This window comes from Paraburkholderia sp. JHI869 (assembly GCF_038900775.1).
Lineage (GTDB): Bacteria > Pseudomonadota > Gammaproteobacteria > Burkholderiales > Burkholderiaceae > Paraburkholderia.
The window spans coordinates 60,201-81,623 of record NZ_JAYMSC010000030.1 but is presented as its reverse complement, the minus strand read 5'-3'; the positions used below and the strand labels follow the sequence as shown (position 1 = coordinate 81,623).

The window sequence follows — 21,423 nt, the reverse complement described above, 5'->3', positions numbered from 1 at the left end:
GACGCAGATGGACTTCAACTACAGCGAAGAGCAGCAGATGCTGGCAGACAGCCTGCGCCGCTTCATCGTTGCGGACTATTCGTTCGCGAAGCGCCGCGCCATTGCGCGCTCGGATGCGAGTCTGGATCGCAGCATGTGGGCGACGCTCGCCGAGATGGGCGTGCTCGGGCTCACCATTCCCGCCGAATTCGGCGGCTTCGGGGAAAGCGCTGCGAGCCAGCTCGTCGTGCAGCGCGAACTTGGGCGAGGCATCGTGCTCGAGCCTGTGATTCCCTGCGCCGTCATTGCGACGGCGGTGCTGAGCGGATTCGGCAGCGAAGCGCAAAAGGCGGAGTGGCTGCCCGCCATCGTCACGGGCCAACGCGTATTGACCGCGGCATGGCTCGAACCGGTTTCGCGTTATCGCACCGACACGGCCCAATGCACGGCAAGGCGCGAAGGGGCGGGCTGGGTCCTCGACGGCGTGAAGTGCCTTGTCTGGCACGGCCACGGCGCGGATGCATGGATCGTCAGCGCGCGCCTCGACGGCGACGTGGCGCTCTTCATCGTACCGCGCGAAGCGGCAGGCGTGACCGCTACGCCGTATCCATCGATGGACGGGCAACGCGGCGCCGATCTGCGGCTCGACAGCGTGCGCCTTTGCGCAGACGCGCTGATTGGCGGCGAATCGCGAGCGCGCGAGGGACTGGCTGCGCTGGAACAGGGCCTCGATCATGGCATTGCGGCGCAATGCGCGGCGGCGGCAGGCGCGATGGAACGGCTCATCGAGATGACCCGCGACTACCTGCTCACGCGGCGCCAGTTCGGCCAGCCGCTCGCGGCGTTCCAGGCGCTGCAGCACCGGCTCGCGGATATGCTCGTGCAAAAAGAATGCGCGCTCTCGATGGCTTATGTCGCGGCGAAAGCGCTCGACGAACCGTCACTCGCGGCGCGCCGGCGCATGGTGTCGGGCGCCAAGGTGATCGTGGCGCGTGCGGCGCGGTTCGTCGGCCAGCAGGCGGTGCAGTTGCACGGCGGCATGGGCATCACCGACGAACTCGAAGTGAGCGACTATTTCCGCTATCTGACGATGACGGACGTGCTGCTCGGCGACACAGACACGCACCTCGAACGCTATAGTGCGGCCATGGCGGCGTGAACCCAGGTCAGCGCGAAGAAGCCGGATAAACCATCAGGAGACGAAGTTGCACCTCACAAACAGCCTCCATCGCTGCCTTCAGCAGACCCCGGAGAAAATCGCTACGATCTTTCGCGGCCGCGTGCGCCGCTACGACGAATTCTGCGCGCGCGTGGCGCGCCTCGCGGGCGCGCTCCATGCGGCCGGCCTGGCGGCCGGCGAGCGAGTAGGCGTGCTCGCGCTCAACTCCGACCGCTACCTCGAAACCTGCATGGCCGTGTGGTGGGGCGGCGGCGTCCTCAATCCCGTGAACATCCGCTGGAGCGTTCCAGAGATTGTCTACTCGCTCGACGACTGCGATACGGGCATCCTGTTCATCGACGACCAGTTCGTGCCGATGGCGGCCGCCATCCGCAAGACGGCAAAGCGTGAGCCCACCTTCATCTATATGGGCGAGGGAGAGACGCCGGTTGGTATGCAATCCTATGAATCGCTGATCGCCGGACATGAGCCTGTCGAGGACGCCTGGCGCGGCTACGAGGACCTCGCCATCGTCATGTACACGGGTGGCACCACGGGCTTCCCGAAAGGCGTGATACAGAGTCATCGCAACATCTGGAGCGGCTGCATTCAACGCATCGCGGAGGCGCCGCCGGTGCGCAACGGGCGCAGCCTGCATGCCGCGCCGCTCTTTCATATGGCCGCGCTATCAAGGGCGCTCAATCAGTTCATTGCGGGCGAGACGCACGTCATCATTCCGGTCTTCAATGCTTCGGAGGTTCTCGAAACCATCGAACGCGAGCGCGTGACCGAAATCGGCCTCGTGCCGACGATGATCCAGGCGCTCATCGATCACCCGGAATTCGGCAAGCGCGACGTCAGCAGCGTGAAGCGGCTCGTGTACGGCGCTTCGCCCATCGTTGCCGCCGTGCTGGAGCGCACGATGGCGGTTCTCCCGGGCGTGGAGTTTTCGCAGTCGTATGGGCTCACCGAAGCGATGGTCGTCACCACTAACCCGCCTGAAAACCACGGCGAAGCCGGGCGCGCAAGCGGGCTTTCACTTTCGGTTGGGCGCGCGGCATGGGGGACGTCGGTGAAAGTCGTCGACGAAGCCGGCAACGAAGTGCCGCGCGGCGTGGTGGGCGAAATCGTCATTCGCGGCCCGAGCGTCACGCGTGGCTACTGGAACAAGCCGCAGGAAACGGCCGGGACGCTGCGCGACGGTTGGCTGCATACGGGCGACGGCGCCTGGATGAACGAGGCGGGTTACCTATTCATCGTCGATCGCATGAAGGACATGATCGTGAGCGGCGGCGAGAACGTGTATTCGGCGGAAGTGGAAAGCGCCATTGGCCGCCATCCAGCCGTGGCGATGTGCGCGGTGATTGGCATTCCGAGCGAAACCTGGGGCGAGACGGTGCACGCGATCGTGGTGCCGAGACCCGGCGAGCCGGTCTCGGAAGGCGATATTCGGGAACACTGCCGTACGTTGATCGCCAACTACAAGTGCCCGAAGAGTATCGAGTTCCGCACGGCGATGCCGCTTTCCGGCGCAGGCAAAATCCTCAAGCGCGATTTGCGCGCGCCGTATTGGGAGGGGAAAGCAAAGAAGGTCAATTGAGCGCGTGCGGCGCGCTGTGACGCAACGCCAGGCTGCGCTGCTGCGCAGCCTGGCGGCGAGTGGTGCAGCGTTTGCGTCAATTGCCCGCGATCGTATCCACTGGCTTGAAGTCGCCGTGCTGGACCTTGTAGATGGTCACGGGCGCGTCCTTGAGGTCGCCGGTCGAATCATACGAAATCGTCGCAGCCGACACGCCCTTGATCGACAGCTTGTCGAGGTACGGGCCATAGACCTTCGGGTCGGTCGAGTTTGCGTCCTTCATTGCGGTGAGCAGCGCCATCGTGCCGTCGTACGAGTACGGCGAGTACGTGATGGGGTCTTCGCCAAAGCGCGCCTTGTAGCGCGTAGCGTAGCCGCTGAAGCCCGGCATCTTTTCCTTCGGCAGCCCGCCCATGTACACGATCGCGCCTTCGGCCGCGCTGCCGCCGATCTTGAGGAAGGTGGGCGAGCGCGACATTTCGCCGGTCACGAACGCTGCCTTGATGCCGAGCTGGCGCATCTTTTTGATCATCGGTGACGATTGCGCGTCGCCGCCGCCGTAGAACACCGCATCCGGGTTCATGCCCTTCAGGTTGGTCAGGATTGCAGAGAAGTCCAACGCCTTGTCGTTGGTATAGTCGCGCTTGATCACCGTGCCGCCGGCGGCCTCGACCGCCTTGGCGAATTCGTCGGCAATGCCCTGACCGTATGCGGTGCGGTCGTCGATGATCGCAATGCGCTTGTAGTGCAGTGTCTTCACCACATAGGAGCCGACAATGCGGCCCGCCTGTGCGTCGCTCGTCAACAGGCGAAATGTCGTCTTGTAGCCGCGCGCAGTGTAGACCGGCGAGGTCGCCATCGAAATTTGCGGCAGGCCGGCGCGGTTGTACAGATCGGAGGCGGGAATGCTGGTGCCCGAGTTGAAGTGGCCGATGATACCGCTTACGCCATCGTCGATCAGGCGTTGCGCCACCACGGTGCCCGTGTGCGGGTCGGCCTGGTCATCCTGCGAGTCGAGCTCGAACGAGACGGGCTTGCCGCCGATGGTGGGATGCGTGGCGTTGAAATCGTTGATGGCCAGCTGCACGCCTTTTTGCATGTCCGTGCCATAGTTCGACTGCGCGCCGGTGAGCGGCGCGGCAAAACCAATCTTGACCACATCGGCATGCGCGGCGGCACATGAAAATGCCCAGGCGACTACAAGTGCGGAGTGCGTTACCTTCAATTTCACTTTTCACTTCCCCTCAGGTGCATGTTGGGCAACGCCGGGCGCTCCGTGCTTCAGCGCCGGCGAGCGCGATCTGCGTTTCGCGTTGATGCGTAACGTGGCGAGATCGGCGAATGCAGTCTAGGTAGCGAAAATAGGCACGTCTTGGTCGATTGGGGTCCGACTCGTGACGATTTCTGCATAGTGCCTGGAAGAGGGCGGCGACCAGGGTGCGCACGGGCAGCGCTGACGTGCGAGTCGTGCGTAGTGGAGCGTGGCGCGATCGGCACAGCGCGGCCTTTCACGCCAACGCGTACCATCGGCCATCAAGGCGCGATCGTATAGCGCAGTATCCTGTCGCGCGACGATTCGAGCAGTCGCGTCATGGCTGCCGCTGCCGCGTCGGCTTCGCGCGCCACGATATGTCGGCGCACGGCGTCGTGCAGTTCGAGGTCTTCGCTCGGCTTCGCGGCCTGGCGCTGCATCATCTCCGACGATACGCGCAACGCGGCCTTGATCGCGTTGCCGATCGTGATGAACATGCCGTTCTGCGAAGCCGTGATGATGGCGAGATGAAACTCGAGATTCGCGTCGGCGGCGGCGCGTATATCGGAGGCGCCATGCTGGGCAGATTGTCCGTAAGCGGTCGCCAGTTCCAGGTAACGGCGCTCGATGATCTGGAAAGTCTCGTCCTTGCCGTGGCGTGCGGCGAGAAAGCTCGCGCGCGGCTCGAAGCAGATACGCATTTCGAAGATGTCTTCGACGATCTTCGAGTCGAACTGCGCATTGAGGCGCCACGCGAGTACGTCGCGGTCGAGCAGGTTCCAGTCGGAGAAGGGCAGGACACGTGTGCCGATTTTGGGTGAAACAGCAATGAGGCGTTTGGCCGCCAACTGTTTGATGGCTTCGCGCAGCGTGGTGCGGCTCACGCCGTATGCGCTGCACAGTTCGCTTTCTACCGGCAGCGCGTCGCCGGGCGCGAACTCGCCCGAGACCACGCGCATGCCGATAATCTTGGCGATCTGCGTTGTTATATTGCCAACGATCGGTTCGCGCTCGAACATCACTTCCCCTTCATGGACGTCGTGCACAGCGTGTCCGTGCTGTGTTATCGGGCGGTCGTCACAATCACGTTCCACGAGCCCGGCTTGAGCTTCGCGCGCACGCGTTCCCCGTCGACCGACACGGCGTTGTTCACTGCCGGCGCCACCGTCGCTGGCGCCTCCACCGTGTTCACCGCTTTCATGTTGGCATGATACAACTCGAGCGCGTGATCGAGCGTACGTTCCTTGCCGAGCCCGCGCAGCTCGACGTCGAGTTCCATTTCGTCGCTCAGGTGGCGGTTGAGCGCGAAGATGGTCGTCGTGCCGGTGGCGCGGTCGTCCACCACGGACGCGCAAAGATAGGGGATCTCCGGAAAGGTTTCCGCTTCGTAGGTGGGCGAATCGATGACCGGCTTGAGCACGCGGCCGTGACCGAATTTCGAGGCCTGTGCGAACGGATGGAAGATGGTCTGACGCCACGCGCGGCCACCCGGCTCAGTCATGATCGGCCCGATCACGTTGACGAGTTGCGCGAGGCAGGCGGTCTTCACGCGGTCCGAATTGTTCATCATGGTGATGAGCGCGCCGCCCACCACGAGCGCATCTTCGTGGTTGTAGACCTCCTCGATGAGCCGCGGCGCTTCGGGCCAGCCCGGCTTGCGCAGGTCGTTGATGGTGCGTGCCTTGTACCAGACATTCCATTCGTCGAACGAAAGCATGATGCGTTTGGACGAATGCTTGCGCGCGGCTACGCTGTCCGCCACCGAGACGATTTCCTTGATGAACAGATCCATCACTTCGATATTGCCGAAGAATTCCGCGGTCGAGTCGCGGCGATTCTCGAAGTAAGTATGTAGCGAAATGAAATCGACCTGCTCGAAGCAATGGTCGAGGACGCGATCCTCCCACGCGCCATAGGTCGGCATTTCGTGCGTGGAAGAGCCGCACGCGGCGAGCTGAATGGTGGGGTCGACCGAGCGCATGAGCTTGGCCGTTTCGAGCGCGGCGCGCCCGTATTCTTCGGCGGTCTTGCGGCAGATCTGCCACGGACCGTCCATTTCATTGCCGAGGCACCAGAACTTGATGTCGTGAGGTTTTTCATGGCCGTGCTCGCGGCGCAGGTCGGAGAGCGCCGTGCCGCCCGGATGATTGCAGTATTCGACGAAGCGGCGCGCCTCGTCGGGGCCGCGCGTGCCGAGATTCACGCCGTACATCGGTTCGATGTCGAGCGAGCGGCACCATTCGATGAATTCGTTCGTGCCGAACTGATTGGTTTCGGTGGAGTACCACGCGAGATCGAGGCGGCGCGGACGTTTTTCGCGCGGGCCTACGCCGTCTTCCCAGTTGTAGCCCGAGAGGAAGTTGCCGCCGGGATAGCGCACGATCGTCGGGCCGAGTTCTCGCGTGAGCGCCATCACGTCCTTGCGGTAGCCGCGTTCGTCGGCATCCGGATGGCCGGGCTCGAAAATGCCGGTGTAGACGCAGCGGCCCATATGCTCGACGAATACGCCGAACAGGCGCCGGTCGAGCTCGGAAATGACGAAGTCGCGATCGACGATGAGGCGGGAAGCGATCATGGTGTTCCTCTATCCATCCTGTAGCGATGTGAAGTGAGTCGGCCGCGCCGTGAGAGACGCGGCCCCGTGGTGGCGTTATCGGGCGAGCAGGGCGTTGGTGCGTTGTTCCGCTTCCTTCTGCACGTCGGCGACCGACTTGCCGGTCGAGAGCATGTTGCTGATCTCCTCGCCCACGATCTGCTGGATTGCGAACTGGCGCGGCACCGTGTTCGGCAGCGCGTAACCGGTGGTCGAAATCTCCTTGATCTCGGAGCGATGCGGCAATGCGTTGAACGTGGCGCTCGTAATGATCGACTGGCGTGCGGGCAGGTGGCCGGTACGGGCCCAGTCGCCGTCGTGGTCGTAGAGGAACTTGAGGAACACGAGCGCGGCGTGGCGGGTCTTCTCGTCCTTCGCGCCGCCCTTGAGCATGACCCACGAGTGGCCGTCGGCCCACACCGCTTTCTTCTGATACAGGTTCGGGAACGGCACCACGTCGTAGCCGTTCGCAAGCGGAGAGTCGGGCTTCTTCGCGAGATTCGTGAAGTCCTCGATCATCCATGTGCCGACCATGAGCACGCCTGCCTTGCCGTTCTCGAAGGCCTGGTTGGCCGCGCCATAGTCGAGCCCCGGCGTGACGTCGCCCGCCTTCATGAGCTTGTCGTAGAGCGCAAGTGCGTTGGTGGCGGCCGGGGTGTGCATGTCGATCTTCGTCGGGCCGGCGGGGAACAGCGTGCCGTTCTGCTGATAGACCCAGGTGTCGAACGTGCGCGTTTGCGCGGCGGACTCATTGGCGATCGGCACGGCGAAATAGGGCAGGCCCGTCTTGTCCTTGAATTGTTTCGCTTGCGTAAGCAGCTCGTCGGGCGTTTTCGGCAGGATGGGCTTGCTGCTCGCGTCGACGAGTCCAGCCTTCTTGAACAGGTTCACGTTGATGTGCCAGAGCCACGAATGCGTGTCGAACGGCAGCGCATAGGTCTTGCCGCCGAAGGTTACGGCGCGGTGGGCCTGGGGCGTGAAATCGTTCGTGTCTACGCCGACCGACTTGAAGCCGTCGTCGAGCGGCTCGACGAGGTTGCGCTTCACGTAGTCGCCGAGCACGGCCTCGTGCATGACGGAAATGGTCGGCACGTCGCGGCTCAGAATGCGCGCATCGAGCTGCGTATAGTAGGGCGCCCACTCGATGATCTGCGGCTTGACGACGATGTCTTCCTTGTTCGTCGCATTGAACTGGTTCACGAGCGTCGTGATGATGCCGCATTCGCCCGATGCCTGGCTCACGTCGTTGACCTTGCCGTATTCGGCGTCGCAGGCGCCGAAAAAGCGTGACAGCGTGATTTCCGTTTTGGCCTGGGCCGGTGCCGTCAAGGTTGACGCAAGGCCCAGCGCAGCAAGCGTGAGCACGCCGCGCACCAACGATCTTCTCATGTCTCTCTCCTGTGGAAGACCCCGCTGGCACGCTGTTGACGCGCTCCCAGTGGATCATTTTGTTTGTACTGCGAATAAAGCGGGAATCGAGTGTGACCGCCCGAAGTCGGGCTCGCGGTCAGCGTCCTAGCGAACCGCCGTGCCGGCTACGGCTGCCACGATGTACTTCTGGAAGAACAGATAGAGCACGAAGATGGGCAAGCCGGCGAAAACAGCCTGCGCCATGAGGTAGCCGATGCCCTCGGACTGCGCAAAATTGCCTTGCGTGGAGGCGAGGCCGATAGTGAGCGTGTACATTTCAGGCTTGGACGCGGACACGAGCGGCCATAGATAGTCGTTCCACGCGCTGAGAAACGTGAAGATGGCGAGCGTGGCTTGCGCTGGCAGCGAAAGCGGCAGCACGACGCGCCAGAACACCTTGAAGCGCGAGGCGTTGTCGAGCAAAGCAGCTTCTTCGATCTCGATGGGCACTGCCTTGAAATACTGCGTCATGAGATACACGCCGAACGGCGAGGCGAGGCGCGGCAGGATCAGTGCGCCGTAGGTGTTGTGCCAGTCGAGCGTGGCGAAGATATGGTGCAGCGGAATCACGAGCGCCTGCTCGGGCACCGCGAGTCCGCACAGGCACAGCACATAGATATAGCGCTTGCCTGGAAACTCGGTGCGCGCAAAGCCATAGCCCGCAAGCGAGGCGATGATGAGCGTGAGCAGCGTCTGGCCAATCGAAACGATGAGGCTGTTGACGAGCCATCCACCCACCGCCGAGGTGTTGAGGATGTTCGTGTAGTTCTGCAGCGTGAAGGGCGGGGAGAACAGCACGTCAGTGTGCTGTTCGAGAAACGCATTTGGCTTGAACGAGAGGCACAGCACCCAGACGAGCGGCGTGATCCAGAGCAGCGCGAGCACGACCACGGCGCCGAGCATCAGGCGGTCGCCCATGCGGCCCGTTAGCGAGCCGCGCGAGCGCGTTTCGAAAGCGAGCGTGCTCATGCCTTCTCCTTCTTGCGCAGAAGCCAGGCCTGCGCGACCACGCCGATCAGCATGAGCGCGAACAGCACTTGCGCCGCTGCTGCGGAATAGCCGAACGACCATTGGCGGAAGCCGGTTTCGTAGATGAATTGCACGAGCGGGCGCGTGGAATTGTTCGGGCCGCCGTCCGTGAGCAACTGGGCCTGGCCGAACAACTGAAACTGCAGCACCGCTTCGATCACCGCCACGAGCGCAACGGTGCGCCAGATGGAAGGCAGCGTGATCTTCGTGAACGTGCGCCAGCGCGAGGCGCTGTCGAGCGCCGCGGCTTCGTAGAGTTCCTGCGGAATCTGCTGGAGCGCGGCCAGGAACAGCATCATCGGCAAGCCCATGATCCACCAGACCGTGACGACCGCGATGGCGGGCAGAGCGGTGGCCTCGTGCATCAGCGGGACGAATTCCGGCAGATGCAGCGCGTGGCTCATGTCGGCGAGCAGGCCGTTGCCGGGCATCATCACGAGCTTCCAGACCAGCGTGACGATTGTGACCGATAACACCGAAGAGCCGAAAAAGAGCGCACGCAGCGCGGCGCCGAAACGGCCGGGCCGATTCAGCACCAGCGCGAGCGCGAGGCCGAGCAGCACAAAAACGGGAACCGTGAGGATGACGAAGTAGAACGTGTTGCGCATTGCCCCACGGAAAATCGGGTCGAGCGTGAGGTCCAGATAGTTGCGTATGCCGATGAACTCGCTCGTGCCTGCGAGCAGGTCCACGCGTTGCAGGCTGAGCCACCAGCCAAGGCACAACGGCACGATCAGCAACAGCACGTAGACGATCACGAACGGCAGCACGAACAGCGCGTTGGACCATGGCGCGCGCAGGTTGCGCCGCCGGCCCTCGCCGGTTTTCGGCAGCGGCATGGTGAGCGATCGGAGGGTGCGGTTAGAGGCCATGCCAAGCCTTGCCGGTTTCGTCGAACACATGCAGATGCGCTGCGTCGAGACTCATGCGGATCGTGTCGCCAGTCGCGATTTCGAGCTCGCGTGCGCGCGGCAACTCGGCCACGAGCAACTGCCCGTTGGGCATGCTCACATGCGCCAGCGAGCGGTCGCCAAGCCGTTCGATGACTTCGGCGCGGCCAACGAGCGGCCCTTGCGGGTCCAGCAGCACGTGTTCGGCGCGCACGCCCAGCGTGAGTTTGCCCGCGGGCAGGCTGGCGGCAGCAATGGCAGTGGGCGTTTGCACGCCGTCGAACGGCAATCCGGCGATCAACCGGCCGCCGTTGTCGCCCACGCGCTCGATTTCGATGAAGTTCATGGCCGGCGTGCCGATAAAGCCCGCGACGAAGCGCGTGGCGGGCCGCTTGTAGATGTCGAGCGGCGCGCCGATCTGTTCGATACGGCCGCGGTTCATCACGACGATGCGCGTGGCGAGCGTCATGGCCTCCACCTGATCGTGCGTGACGAACACCATGGTGGAGTGCAGGCGCTGATGGATGCGCGCAAGCTCCAGGCGCGTGCGGGTGCGCAGCGCGGCGTCGAGGTTGGAGAGCGGTTCGTCGAACAGGAACGCTTCGGGCTCCTTCACAACGGCGCGGCCGATTGCGACACGTTGGCGCTGGCCACCGGAAAGCTGGGCGGGGCGGCGCTGCAGCAATGGGCTCAGTTCGAGCATGCGCGCGGCCTCGTTGATGCGCTGGTCGACTTCGCTCGCGCTCACGCCCGTATTGCGCAGGCCGAACGCCATGTTGTCGTAGACGGTCATGTGCGGATAGAGCGCGTAATGCTGGAACACCATCGCCACACCGCGTTTGCCCGGAGGCTGATCGTTCACGCGCCGCTCGCCAATGCTGATCTGGCCGTCGCTCACGGTTTCGAGCCCGGCGATCATGCGTAGCAACGTGGATTTCCCGCAGCCCGAAGGGCCGAGGAAGACAAGAAACTCACCGGATTGAATGTCGAGGTCGAGGCCGGTGATCACCTCGGTTTCGCCATACCGCTTCGTTACGCCGCTCAGTCGGATGCCCGTCACGGTGCCTCCTTTGGAGTAGTCTCGTACCGCCGCTTTTAGTGCGTTGATATTATGAAAAGAAAGACCTCATAACCCATTCGTGTAAACACTGATTATCTGGTATCCCAAATAATGGGCTTTATGCGAATTGATTCGAAATGGGAATAGGCGAGCAAGGTTCGCGCTATTTTGATTTGAGGAGATTTTTGATTCTGGGAATGGGAGGTTCGCTTAGCCAGGTATCGATTGGCGATTCAAACTGCGATTTGCCAGGGAATGCCTGGTAATCACATCTCGCGCGAGAGCGGGTTTCGCACGACGTTCCTGGAAATAAAAAATCCCGCCACGTGAAGTGCACCCAAAAGGTTGGATCGGTGTCCAACATCGAGGTGCAGTTCACGTGGCGGGTAGCAGGTTTGGAGACCGAGGGAGCGCGAGGACACCCTCAGTCCGGACTGTAACCCGCGTCTGCGGCAGCGCACACCTACCCGTTCAGACAGGGTGCCGACCTCGTTAAATATCCGCCGATTGACTGATATTGCAGTCCTCTCGCGCCGGGTGTTTTTTCCCATGGCGAAGGCTGATTTCAAACTGTTGATATGGAATGCCGATCTTGATGATCGTGCAACGTCAAGCTTGCGTGCGCCGTCACTGTGCCACATCGCCAATGCCCTCCACTTTTTATTGCCCGAAAGGGCAATGGCGATTGCCCCGAATCCCTATGGTTGCTTGTGCAAGAAAGAATAAGAATTGAAAGGGAATCAGTACGCTGTGTGGCTCGAACGCACCGTTCTGCTCCAGGTAGCATGTGCACGGTGACTGCCGGCCGGCATGGTTGAATGGGCACCGTTTCCAGTTATTCGTCATCCTGACGACCTTGGACGAGGCCATGAATCACATCTACCGGCTGTGCTGGAATCGGTCTCTCAGGCAATGGGTCGTCGCGTCGGAACTCGCGAGCCGACGTGCGGGCAGAGGCGCTTGCCGCGCTGGAAGAGGCGTGAGCCGCGTCGTGGCTATCGTCCTCGCGGGTGTGCCATTGCTGTGGGTGGGCATGGCGTTTGCTGCTGGCGCGCCGACTGGCGGCCAGATCGTTTCGGGTGCCGGTTCGATCAGTCAGGCGGGTGCGACGACAACGATCCAGCAGGCCAGCCCGACGCTGCAACTGAACTGGCAGAGCTTCAATGTCGGTGCGGGGCAGACCGTCAATTTCGTGCAGCCTGGCAGCAGTGCGATTGCGGTCAACCGCATTCTCGGCAGCACGCCGAGTACCGTGCTCGGCAAGCTCAACGCCAACGGCCAGGTATGGCTCATCAATCCCAATGGTGTCCTGTTCGGGCCCTCCGCTCGCGTGAACGTCGGCGGTATCGTGGCCTCCACACTCGATGTGGATCCGGGCAGCCTCGGCAGCAATACGCGCCGCTTTAGCGGCAGCGGGCAGGGCAGCGTCGTCAACCATGGCACGATTACCGCGGCCGATGGCGGCTATGTCGCACTCCTTGGTAATCGCGTCTCCAATCAGGGCGTCATCAGCGCGCGCCTGGGCATGATCGCGCTGGCAGGCGGGAGCGCGGCGACGCTCACGTTCGACGGTTCGCGGCTCGTCCATATTCAGGTCGATGCGAGCACGCTCGACAACCTGGCGGAAAACCGCCAATTGCTCGTAGCGGACGGCGGCCAGGTCATCATGACCGCGGGCGCCAAAGACGCACTCCTCGCCAGCGCCGTGAACAACACGGGCAAGATTCGCGCGCAGACCGTGGAAGATCACGAAGGCAAGATTGTGCTGCTGGGCGGCATGGAAGCGGGACAGGTGAACGTTGGCGGCACGCTCGATGCGAGCGCACCGAACGGCGGCAACGGGGGCTCGATCGAAACGTCGGCGGCGAAGTTCAGCATCGCGCCCGACACGCACATCACGGCGGCTGCGCCGTTCGGGCGTGCCGGCACGTGGCTCGTCGATCCGACCGACCTCACCATCGACGCCAACGCGGCCACCCAGATCTCGAACACGCTGAATGGCGGCACGAACGTCGTCGAGCAGACAACGGCTTCGGGCACCACGGGCGCAGGCGTGCAGTCGCCGGGTGCGGGCGACATCAACGTCAACGCAGCCATCAGCTGGAGCAATTCGGCCGCGAGCCTGACGCTCCAGGCGCTCAATGCCATCTACGTGAATGCGCCTGTGACCGGCGCGGGCGCGGTGAACATGCAGGCAGGCACCGGCAACCTGACGATCGCTTCGGGCGCTTCCGTTACAGGCGGCGCGGGCGTCGCGCTCGCGACGAACGCCAACTTCGTGAACAACGCGGGCAGTTCGGCCGTGAGCACCGGCACCTCGGCGCCATGGCTAATCTACTCGACCGATCCGCGGCTCGATACTGCCGGGGGTCTCACGCCTTCGTATATTCAGTACAACGCGCCCTATGGCACGACGCCCGCAGCTTCCGGCAACGGCTTTCTCTACAGCCTCGCGCCCACGATCACGCTCACCGGGCTCACGGGCAGCGTGACCAAGGTCTACGACGGCACGACCACCGCGAATCTGACCAATGCGAACCTGCAGACCACGGGGCTCGTGAACGGCGATGTCGTTGCGAGCGCAACGGGTACGTATGCAACGTCGAACGCGGGCACGAACATCACCGTGAATTCGCCGACAACCTTTGCCGGCGTCGTCATCAACACTTCGACGGGCATTCCGGCCTACGGCTATCAGGCGCGGGGCACGGCGTCGGCCAGCATCGGCACGATCACGCCCGCGCCGCTCACGGTCAGTATCGTGAACGACCCGACCAAGGTGTACGACGGCACGACCTCGGCGCCGCTCACGGCCAGCAACTACAGCTTTACGGGCTTCGTGGCCGGGCAGGGCGCGAGCGTGAACCAGGCCAGTTCGGTTACGTACACGAGCGCCAACGCGGGTACGGGCATACCGGTGAACGCGACCTTCACGTCGACGAATTTCGTCGCGAACAGCGGCACGAATCTCGCGAACTACACGTTGCCGACAACGGCCACGGGAACCGGCACCATTACGCCCGCGCCGCTGCTCATCAGCGGACTGATCGCCAGCAACAAGGTCTACGACGGCACGCGCGCCGATACGCTCGACGTGAGCGGCGCATCTCTCTTCGGTCTGATCAGTTCGGACAACGGACAGGTTACGCTGAACACGAGCGGCGCCATCGGCACGTTCGTGACGCCCAACGTCGGGAACACTATTTCGGTCGCAGCTTCGGGATTCACGCTCACGGGCGCCAAGGCGGGCAACTACGAGATCTCGCCGCCGCTATATCTCTCCGCGAACATCACGCCGAAGACCGTGACGGTCACGGGCGTGACGGCGAACGACAAGGTGTACGACGCCACCACCGCAGCCTCGCTCAAACTGGGCAGCGCGACGATCACGGGCCTCGTGGCCTCGGACACCGGCAATGTCACGCTCTCCACGAGCGGGGCCGCCGGCACGTTCAGCCAGTCCGACGTGGGCAGCAACCTGCCGGTCTCGGTGAGCGGTCTCGCGCTCGGCGGTTCAGCGGCCGGCAATTACGCAGTGACGGGCATTACCGGCCTTGCCGCGAACATCACGCCCGCGCCGCTCACCGTCACCTTCGTTGGCTCGCCGACCAAGGTCTACGACGGCAGCGCCAACGCCACGCTCACTCAGGCGAATTACACGATCTCGGGTTTCGTGGGCGGCCAGAGCGCCACCATCGGCCAGACTTCGGCGTCCTACGCTACACCCAACGCGGGCACCGGCATCACCATTAGCGCGACGCTCAGGCCTTCGGACTTCGTACCGGCCACCGGCACGTCGATGTCGAATTACACGTTCCCGTCCGCCGTGATTTCTGCGACCGGCATCATTACGCCCGCGCCGGTGGAAGTCGACATCGTCAACAACCCGACCAAGGTCTTCGACGGCACGACCACAGCCTCGCTCGGCGCCAACAACTACCAGGTGCTCGGCGCAATACCCGGCGAATCCATCACCCTGAATCCCTATCCGACGACTGGCGACTACGCGACGCGCAATGTCGGCTACCAGGGCGTGAGTACGACGCTGCCCGCGGGCGACTTCCAGGCGGGCCCGAACACGTTGCTCTCCAACTACGCGCTGCCTACCACGGCCTCGGGCATGGGCACGATCGTGAAGCGGCCGATCAGCGGGGGGCTGAGCGCCTCGATTACCGACAACCCGTCGAAGACCTACGACGGCAACACGATCGCCACGATTGCTGCCAGCGATTTCACGTTCAGCGGTTTCATCGGCACGGACAGCGCGACGGTCTCGCATACCATCACCGGCCAGTACGCAACGAAAAACGCCGGGTCGCAGGCGGTGACAGCCTCGCTCGCGCAGTCGGATCTCACGGCCGGAGCCGGCACGAATCTGAACAATTACTCGTTTCCCGTGACTGCCTACGGCACCGGCACGATTTTGCCGGCCGTGTTGACCGTCACGATCATCGGCAATCCGACCAAGGTGTACAACGGCGACGCGATCGCGCGCGTGCGCGACACCAACTTTCTGATCACCGGTTTCGTGAGCGGCGAGGGCGCAAGCATCACGCCCACCGCGCAGTTCACGTACGACCAGGCGAATGCGGGCAGCCGGACCGTAAGCGGGTCGCTCGTGCCGGGCAACTACACGGCGAACAGCGGCACACTGCTCTCCAACTACCAGTTGCCCACCACGGCCTCGGGTCCGGGCACGATCACGCAAGCGCCGCTCTATATTCTGAACGCCTACGCGACCAACAAGGTCTACGACACGACGACCGCCGACACGCTCAACGTGAGCAGCGCCTCGCTCTCGGGCGTGGTGCCTTCCGATGCCGGCAACGTGACGCTCAACACGTCCACCACGGGCACATTCGCGCAGTCCAACGTCGGCAACAACATTGCTGTGACGGCAAGCGGCTTCAGCATCTCGGGCAGCGCGGCAGCCAACTACTCGCTGCAACCGCTCACGGGGCTGACCGCGAACATCACGCCCGCGCAACTGATCGTGAACGGCGCCGTGGCGAACAACAAGGTGTACGACAGCACGACCGCGGCCACGATCAACAGCAGCAACGCGACGCTTTCCGGTGTGCTCGGCAACGACAATGTCTCGCTCGCGTCGGGCGGTGCGGGCGGCCAGTTCTCGACGGCGAACGCGGGCACGAACCTGGCGGTCACCGCGAGCGGCTTCACGCTGAGCGGCGCACAGGCGGGCAACTACACGGTGCAGCAGCCTCAGAACCTGTATGCCGACATCACGCCGGCGCCGCTCACGGTCACCATCACGGGCAACCCCGTCAAGCAGTACGACGGCACGAAGTCGGTGACGCTCGGCGCTTCGGACTTCACGATCACGGGTTTCGTGGGGAACCAGAGCGCCACGGTCACGCAGACCGCATCGAGCGGCTATCTCTCGCCGAACGTCGGCACCAACGTCGGCTTGAGCGCGACGCTCGAACCCTCTGACTACTCGGCGGCGTTCGGGACGAACCTGTCGAACTACAATCTGCCGACTCAGGCCGCCGGCACGCTCGGCCAGATCACGGCGAAGGTCATCAACCTCACCGGCACGCGCGTGTACGACGCCACGACCAACGCCGATGCGAGCCTGTTCTCCAGCGCTGGCGTGGTGAACGGCGTGAATGGCGAGACGCTGAGCCTGAGCGGCACTGGCACGCTGACCAGCAAGAACGTGGGCAGGCAGGTGCCGTTCTCGAATCTCGGCACCCTTGCGCTGGGCAACGGTTCCAATGGCGGGCTCGCGAGCAACTACACGCTACTGGGCGGCACGGACTGGGTGACCATCACGCCTGCGCAACTGACCGTGCTCAACACGATCGCGCTCGACAAGGTCTACGACGGCACGACCGCGGCGACCTTGCAGAATGCGCTGCTGAGCGGCGTGATCGGCAGCGACAGCGTGGCGCTCGGCAACGATGCAACGGGCAACTTCAACAACAAGAACGTGGGCACCAACAAGCCTGTGTCCACGAGCATGACGATCGCGGGCACGGACGCGGGCAATTACACGCTGGTTCAGCCGACGGGCATTACTGCGAATATCACGCCGCTGGCCGCAACGATCGCGGCAAGCGGCATCGACAAGCAGTACGACGGCACCACGGCCGCCAACGTCAATCTCAGCAGCGCGGCGGTGGTGGCGGGCGACCAGGTGAGCTTCAGCGATACGGCGGCCAACTTCTCGCAGTCGGACGTGGGCAACAATCTCGCGGTGCACGTGAGCGGCATTTCGGCGAGCGGCGCCGATGCGGCCAACTACACGTTCGCCAACACGACGGCGGACACCACGGCCAATATCACGCCGCGCGTGCTGAACCTGCAGGGCGCCCGCGTGTACGACACCACGACCAATGCGTCCGCGACGCTGTTCGGCACCAACGGCGTGCTGCAAGGGCAGAACGGCGAGACGCTCACGCTCAGCGGAACCGGGCAACTGGTGGACAAGAACGTGGGCAACCAGAAGCCGTTCGCGCCGAATGGCCTGAGCGGCTACACGCTCACCGGCGACGGCGCGGCGAAGGCGAGCAACTATACGCTGACGGGTGGCGCCGACTGGGTCACCGTCACGCCCGCGCAACTGTTCGTGACCGGCACGGCGGCCCAGAACAAGGTGTACGACGGCAATACCAATGCGGTGTTGGTGGGCGCCACGCTCAACGGCGTGCTGGGCAGCGACAGCGTGGCGCTCGGCAACGACACGCAAGGCCAGTTCAACGACAAGAACGTGGGCACCAACAAGCCGGTGAGCACGAGCATGACGATTTCGGGCGCGGATGCGGGCAATTACGACCTCACCCAGCCCACCGGCCTTGTCGCGAACATCACGCCGCTCGGCGTGACGGTGGTCGCGTCGGCCAGCAACAAGGTCTACGACGCCAGCACGACGGCGACCGTCCAGCTCAGCAGCCCTGGCGTCGTGGCGGGCGACCAGGTGGTCTTCAGCGACCAGTCCGCCACGTTCGATACAAAGGATGTCGGCACGGGCAAGACGGTCACGGTTTCCGGCATCAACGAAACCGGCGCGGACGCGAGCAACTACACGTTCACGAATACGACCGCGACGACCACGGCCAACATCACGCCGTTCGTGCTGAGCCTGCAGGGCACGCGCGTGTACGACGCCACGACGAATGCGAACGCGAGCCTGTTCGGCAATAACGGGACGCTGACCGGCGCAGGCGGCGAAACGCTCACGCTTTCCGGCACCGGTACGCTTGCGAGCAAAAACGTGAACTCGCAGCAGGCATTTGCTGCAAACGGTCTGGCGGGCTACACGCTCACCGGCAACGGCGCGGCGCTCGCCAGCAACTACACATTCGACGGCGGCACCGACTGGGTCAACATCACACCGGCTACGCTCACGGTAACCGGCGCCACGGTGAACACGAAAATCTACGACGCCACCACGGCCGCCACGCTCAGCGGCGCGGCGCTTTCCGGTGTGCTCGGCAGCGACAGCGTCGCGCTCGGCAACGACACCACGGGCACGTTCGCGGACAAGAACGTCGGCAGCGGCAAGTCGGTGACGGCGTCGACCATGACCATCAGCGGCACCGATGCAGGCAATTACGTGCTCACGCAGCCCACGGGCCTCACGGGCACGATTACCGCTCGCCCGATCGTCGTGGACGCCACCGCGCAGAACAAGACCTACGACGGCTCGCCGGCCGCCACGGCCACGGTGGCCACGAACGGCGTGCTGGCAGGCGACACAGTGAATTTCGGTTTCGCCGGCGCGAACTTCGCCACGCCGAACGCGGGCAACGGCATTCCCGTGACGGTGAACGGCATCGCCGCGAGCGGCACGGATGCCGGCAATTACGTGTACAACACCACCGCGACGACCACGGCGAACATCCTGCCCGTCGTGCTGAACCTCACCGGCTCACGTGCGTACGACGGCACGACGGGCGCCGCGGCGAGCCTGTTCGGCAACAGCGGCGTGCTGACGGGCGTGAACGGCGAGACGCTCACGCTTTCGGGCACCGGGACGCTCTCCACAAAGAACGCGGGCTCGCAGGTGCCGTTCGCCACCAACGGTCTTGGGGGCTTCACGCTCGCCGGCAACAATGGCGCGCTGCCCAGCAACTACACATTCACGGGCGGTACCGACTGGGTGACCATCAACCCGCTTGCGGTCACGGTCAGCGCGACGGCCCAGAGCCGCTATTACAACGGCACGACCGCGGCCACGGCGACGATCACACCGAGCGGCGTGCTCGCGGGCGACAACGTGAATTTCGGTTTCGGCAGCGCGACCTTCGCTACGCCTAACGCGGGCAACGGCATTGCCGTCACCGTGAACGGCATTACAGCGAGCGGCGCAGACGCAGGCAACTACGCGTTCAACACCACCGCGACGAGCGCCGCCGACATCTGGCCTTACGTGCTGACGTTGCAGGGCGCGCGCGTGTACGACGGCACCACGGGCGCGGCGGCGAGCCTGTTCGGCAACAACGGAGTGCTCACGGGCGTGAATGGCGAAACGCTCACGCTTTCCGGCGCCGGCACGCTCGCGAGCAAGAACGTGAACGCGAAGCAGCCCTTCGACACGAACGGCATCGCGGGCTTTACGCTCGCAGGAAACGGCGGCGCGCTTGCCAGCAACTACACGCTCGGGACGGGCGTTGGCGACTGGGTCAGCATCACGCCGAAGCCGCTGACGATCACGGCCACGGGCGAAATCAAGGTCTACGACGGCACGACGGCTGCGCAACTCAGCAGCTTCACCGTGAACGGCCTCGTAGCGGGTGACAACGCGTCGGTTGGCTACAACTCGGCGGACTTCGCCACGGCCAACGTCGGCCAGAACATTCCTGTCACGGTTGGCCTCTACGGCAATGGCACGGACATCGGCAACTACTCGTTTGGCAGCCGGGTCGTGACGACGAGCGCGAACATCACCCCGCGCGCGTTGACGATCACGGCGAACGTAGGCAACAAGTTCTACGACGGCACCACCACGGCGACGCTCACCGGGCTGAGCGTCGCCGGCCTCGTGGCGGGCGACACCTCCGACTTCACGGCGAGCGGCGCGAACTTCTTGACGGCGAACGCGGGCAACAACATTCTCGTCACCGTGTCGGGCATTACGGGCGTGGGCAGCGCGCTTGGGAACTACACGTACAACACCACGGCCATCACCACGGCAGACATCTTCCCGTACATCGTGAACCTCACGGGCAGCCGCGTGTACGACGGCACGAACCAGGCCGGCGCCAACCTCTTCGGCAACGGCGGCCAGCTCACGGGTGTGGCCGGGCAGACGCTGACGCTTTCCGGCTCGGGCACGCTCGCCAGCCGCAACGCCGGGTCGCAGCAACCGTTCGCGCTGGGCGGACTCCAGGGCTACACGCTGAGCGGCAATGGCTCGGCGCTTGCGAGCAATTACACGCTGCTGGGCGGTATCGACTGGGTCACCATCACGCCGCTTGCCGTCACCGTGAGCGCGACGGGGACCGGCAAGGTGTACGACGGCACGCGCACGGCTTCGGTCGGCCTCGCGAGCAGCGGCATTCTGAGCGGCGACAGCGTGAGCTTCAGCGCGCAGTCGGCCAGCTTCGTCTCGCCGAATGCCGGTAACGGCGTGCCGATTCTGGTGACGGGCATTGCCGGCAGCGGCGCGGACGCCGGCAACTACACGTACAACACGGTGGCGACCACAGCCGCCAACATCACGCCGGTCGTGCTCGATCTCACGGGTAGCCGCGTGTACGACGCAACCAGCGGTGCGGCGGCGAATGTTTTCGGCACGAATGGCGTGCTCCAGGGCGTGAATGGCGAGACGCTCACGCTTTCGGGCAGCGGCACGCTGGCTTCGAAGAATGTCGGCAACCAGATCGCCTTCGCGTCCGGTGGGCTCGGCGGCTATACGCTGACCGGCAACGGCGCGGCGCTTGCCGGCAACTACACGCTGGCGGGCGGCGTGGACTGGGTGACGGTCACGCCCGCGCCGCTCACGGTGGTGGGCACGCTCACGAGCAACCGGACCTATGACGGCACCGTGTTCGATGCGCTCTCGGGCGCAACGCTTTCCGGCGTGCTCGGCCACGACAGCGTGACACTCGGCAACGGCAACGTGGGCTACTTCAACAGCCCTGCGGTCGGTTTCAACAAGCCTGTGAGCACGGCGATGACGGCCAGCGGCGCCGACTCGGGCAACTATGTGCTCGTGCAGCCATCCGGCCTCACCGCGGACATCGTCGCGCCCGTGGCTCCCGTGCCTTCGGGCACGCTGGCGAGCGTCCAGGCGCCGCTCGGACCGGACGACACGACGACACCGTATGGCACCGCTTCGGATTCCGCGCAGGGCACTTATGCGGGCAATCAGAAGCAGGAGAATCATCCCAACGAGCGCAACGTGGCGCGCGGGGACTTCCACCCGGGACTCGCGCTCACGGTGCTAAACGGAGGGGTCCGGCTGCCAGCGAACTGAGTGTGAACCACGGCCTCCGTGTGGAGGA

11 protein-coding genes are annotated in these 21,423 nt (G+C 64.1%); 4 read left to right on the top strand and 7 right to left on the bottom strand.

Annotated features, from left to right (window positions below; genetic code table 11):
* Nucleotides 1-7: 7 nt before the first annotated feature.
* Nucleotides 8-1,138 carry an acyl-CoA dehydrogenase gene (locus VSR72_RS34795; RefSeq protein WP_342956791.1) on the top strand — a complete coding sequence of 377 codons (1,131 nt, stop codon included), beginning with the start codon at nucleotides 8-10 and terminating at the stop codon, nucleotides 1,136-1,138.
* 25 nt (nucleotides 1,139-1,163) lie between these two features.
* Nucleotides 1,164-2,738 (top strand): long-chain-fatty-acid--CoA ligase, encoded by a 1,575-nt coding sequence (locus VSR72_RS34790; protein ID WP_342956816.1) that lies wholly within the window; start codon nucleotides 1,164-1,166, stop codon nucleotides 2,736-2,738.
* 76 nt (nucleotides 2,739-2,814) lie between these two features.
* Here VSR72_RS34790 and VSR72_RS34785 read toward each other — a convergent pair whose 3' ends face one another.
* The 7 genes from VSR72_RS34785 to ugpC form a co-directional block, all read right to left on the bottom strand.
* On the bottom strand, nucleotides 2,815-3,948 hold the full coding sequence (locus VSR72_RS34785) for a branched-chain amino acid ABC transporter substrate-binding protein (RefSeq protein WP_342956790.1): 1,134 nt from the start codon (nucleotides 3,946-3,948) through the stop codon (nucleotides 2,815-2,817).
* Nucleotides 3,949-4,250: 302 nt separating this feature from the next.
* The gene (locus VSR72_RS34780) at nucleotides 4,251-5,015 is read right to left on the bottom strand and encodes a FadR/GntR family transcriptional regulator (protein ID WP_342956789.1); all 765 of its coding nucleotides are present in this window, start codon (nucleotides 5,013-5,015) and stop codon (nucleotides 4,251-4,253) included.
* A 17-nt stretch (nucleotides 5,016-5,032) separates the two neighbouring features.
* A complete protein-coding gene (locus VSR72_RS34775) occupies nucleotides 5,033-6,544 on the bottom strand; it encodes an alpha-N-arabinofuranosidase (protein ID WP_342956788.1) in 1,512 nt (503 codons plus the stop codon).
* A 75-nt stretch (nucleotides 6,545-6,619) separates the two neighbouring features.
* On the bottom strand, nucleotides 6,620-7,951 hold the full coding sequence (locus VSR72_RS34770) for an extracellular solute-binding protein (protein ID WP_342956787.1): 1,332 nt from the start codon (nucleotides 7,949-7,951) through the stop codon (nucleotides 6,620-6,622).
* A gap of 126 nt (nucleotides 7,952-8,077) precedes the next feature.
* The gene (locus VSR72_RS34765) at nucleotides 8,078-8,941 is read right to left on the bottom strand and encodes a carbohydrate ABC transporter permease (RefSeq protein WP_342956786.1); all 864 of its coding nucleotides are present in this window, start codon (nucleotides 8,939-8,941) and stop codon (nucleotides 8,078-8,080) included.
* Nucleotides 8,938-9,840, bottom strand: a complete 903-nt coding sequence (locus tag VSR72_RS34760; protein ID WP_342956785.1) for a sugar ABC transporter permease — start codon at nucleotides 9,838-9,840, stop codon at nucleotides 8,938-8,940. Before VSR72_RS34760 ends, VSR72_RS34765 begins: the two co-directional genes overlap by 4 nt.
* A gap of 22 nt (nucleotides 9,841-9,862) precedes the next feature.
* Nucleotides 9,863-10,951, bottom strand: coding sequence for a sn-glycerol-3-phosphate ABC transporter ATP-binding protein UgpC (gene ugpC / locus VSR72_RS34755; RefSeq protein WP_342956784.1), 1,089 nt, complete (start codon nucleotides 10,949-10,951; stop codon nucleotides 9,863-9,865).
* Between the two features lie 549 nt (nucleotides 10,952-11,500).
* Here ugpC and VSR72_RS34750 point away from each other — a divergent pair.
* Together VSR72_RS34750 and VSR72_RS34745 are read left to right on the top strand one after the other, a co-directional pair.
* A complete protein-coding gene (locus VSR72_RS34750; RefSeq protein ID WP_342956783.1) occupies nucleotides 11,501-11,677 on the top strand; it encodes a hypothetical protein in 177 nt (58 codons plus the stop codon).
* A gap of 142 nt (nucleotides 11,678-11,819) precedes the next feature.
* Nucleotides 11,820-21,395 (top strand): YDG domain-containing protein, encoded by a 9,576-nt coding sequence (locus tag VSR72_RS34745; RefSeq protein WP_342956782.1) that lies wholly within the window; start codon nucleotides 11,820-11,822, stop codon nucleotides 21,393-21,395.
* The last annotated feature ends 28 nt before the right edge of the window (nucleotides 21,396-21,423 follow it).

What these genes read in the sequence shown, in the direction of transcription:
- VSR72_RS34770 (WP_342956787.1), bottom strand. Translation starts at nt 7,951, where the DNA reads ATGAGAAGATCGTTGGTGCGCGGCGTGCTCACGCTTGCTGCGCTGGGC.
- VSR72_RS34750 (WP_342956783.1), top strand. Translation starts at nt 11,501, where the DNA reads ATGGCGAAGGCTGATTTCAAACTGTTGATATGGAATGCCGATCTTGAT.
- VSR72_RS34745 (WP_342956782.1), top strand. Translation starts at nt 11,820, where the DNA reads ATGAATCACATCTACCGGCTGTGCTGGAATCGGTCTCTCAGGCAATGG.
- VSR72_RS34765 (WP_342956786.1), bottom strand. Translation starts at nt 8,941, where the DNA reads ATGAGCACGCTCGCTTTCGAAACGCGCTCGCGCGGCTCGCTAACGGGC.
- VSR72_RS34775 (WP_342956788.1), bottom strand. Translation starts at nt 6,544, where the DNA reads ATGATCGCTTCCCGCCTCATCGTCGATCGCGACTTCGTCATTTCCGAG.
- VSR72_RS34760 (WP_342956785.1), bottom strand. Translation starts at nt 9,840, where the DNA reads ATGCCGCTGCCGAAAACCGGCGAGGGCCGGCGGCGCAACCTGCGCGCG.
- VSR72_RS34795 (WP_342956791.1), top strand. Translation starts at nt 8, where the DNA reads ATGGACTTCAACTACAGCGAAGAGCAGCAGATGCTGGCAGACAGCCTG.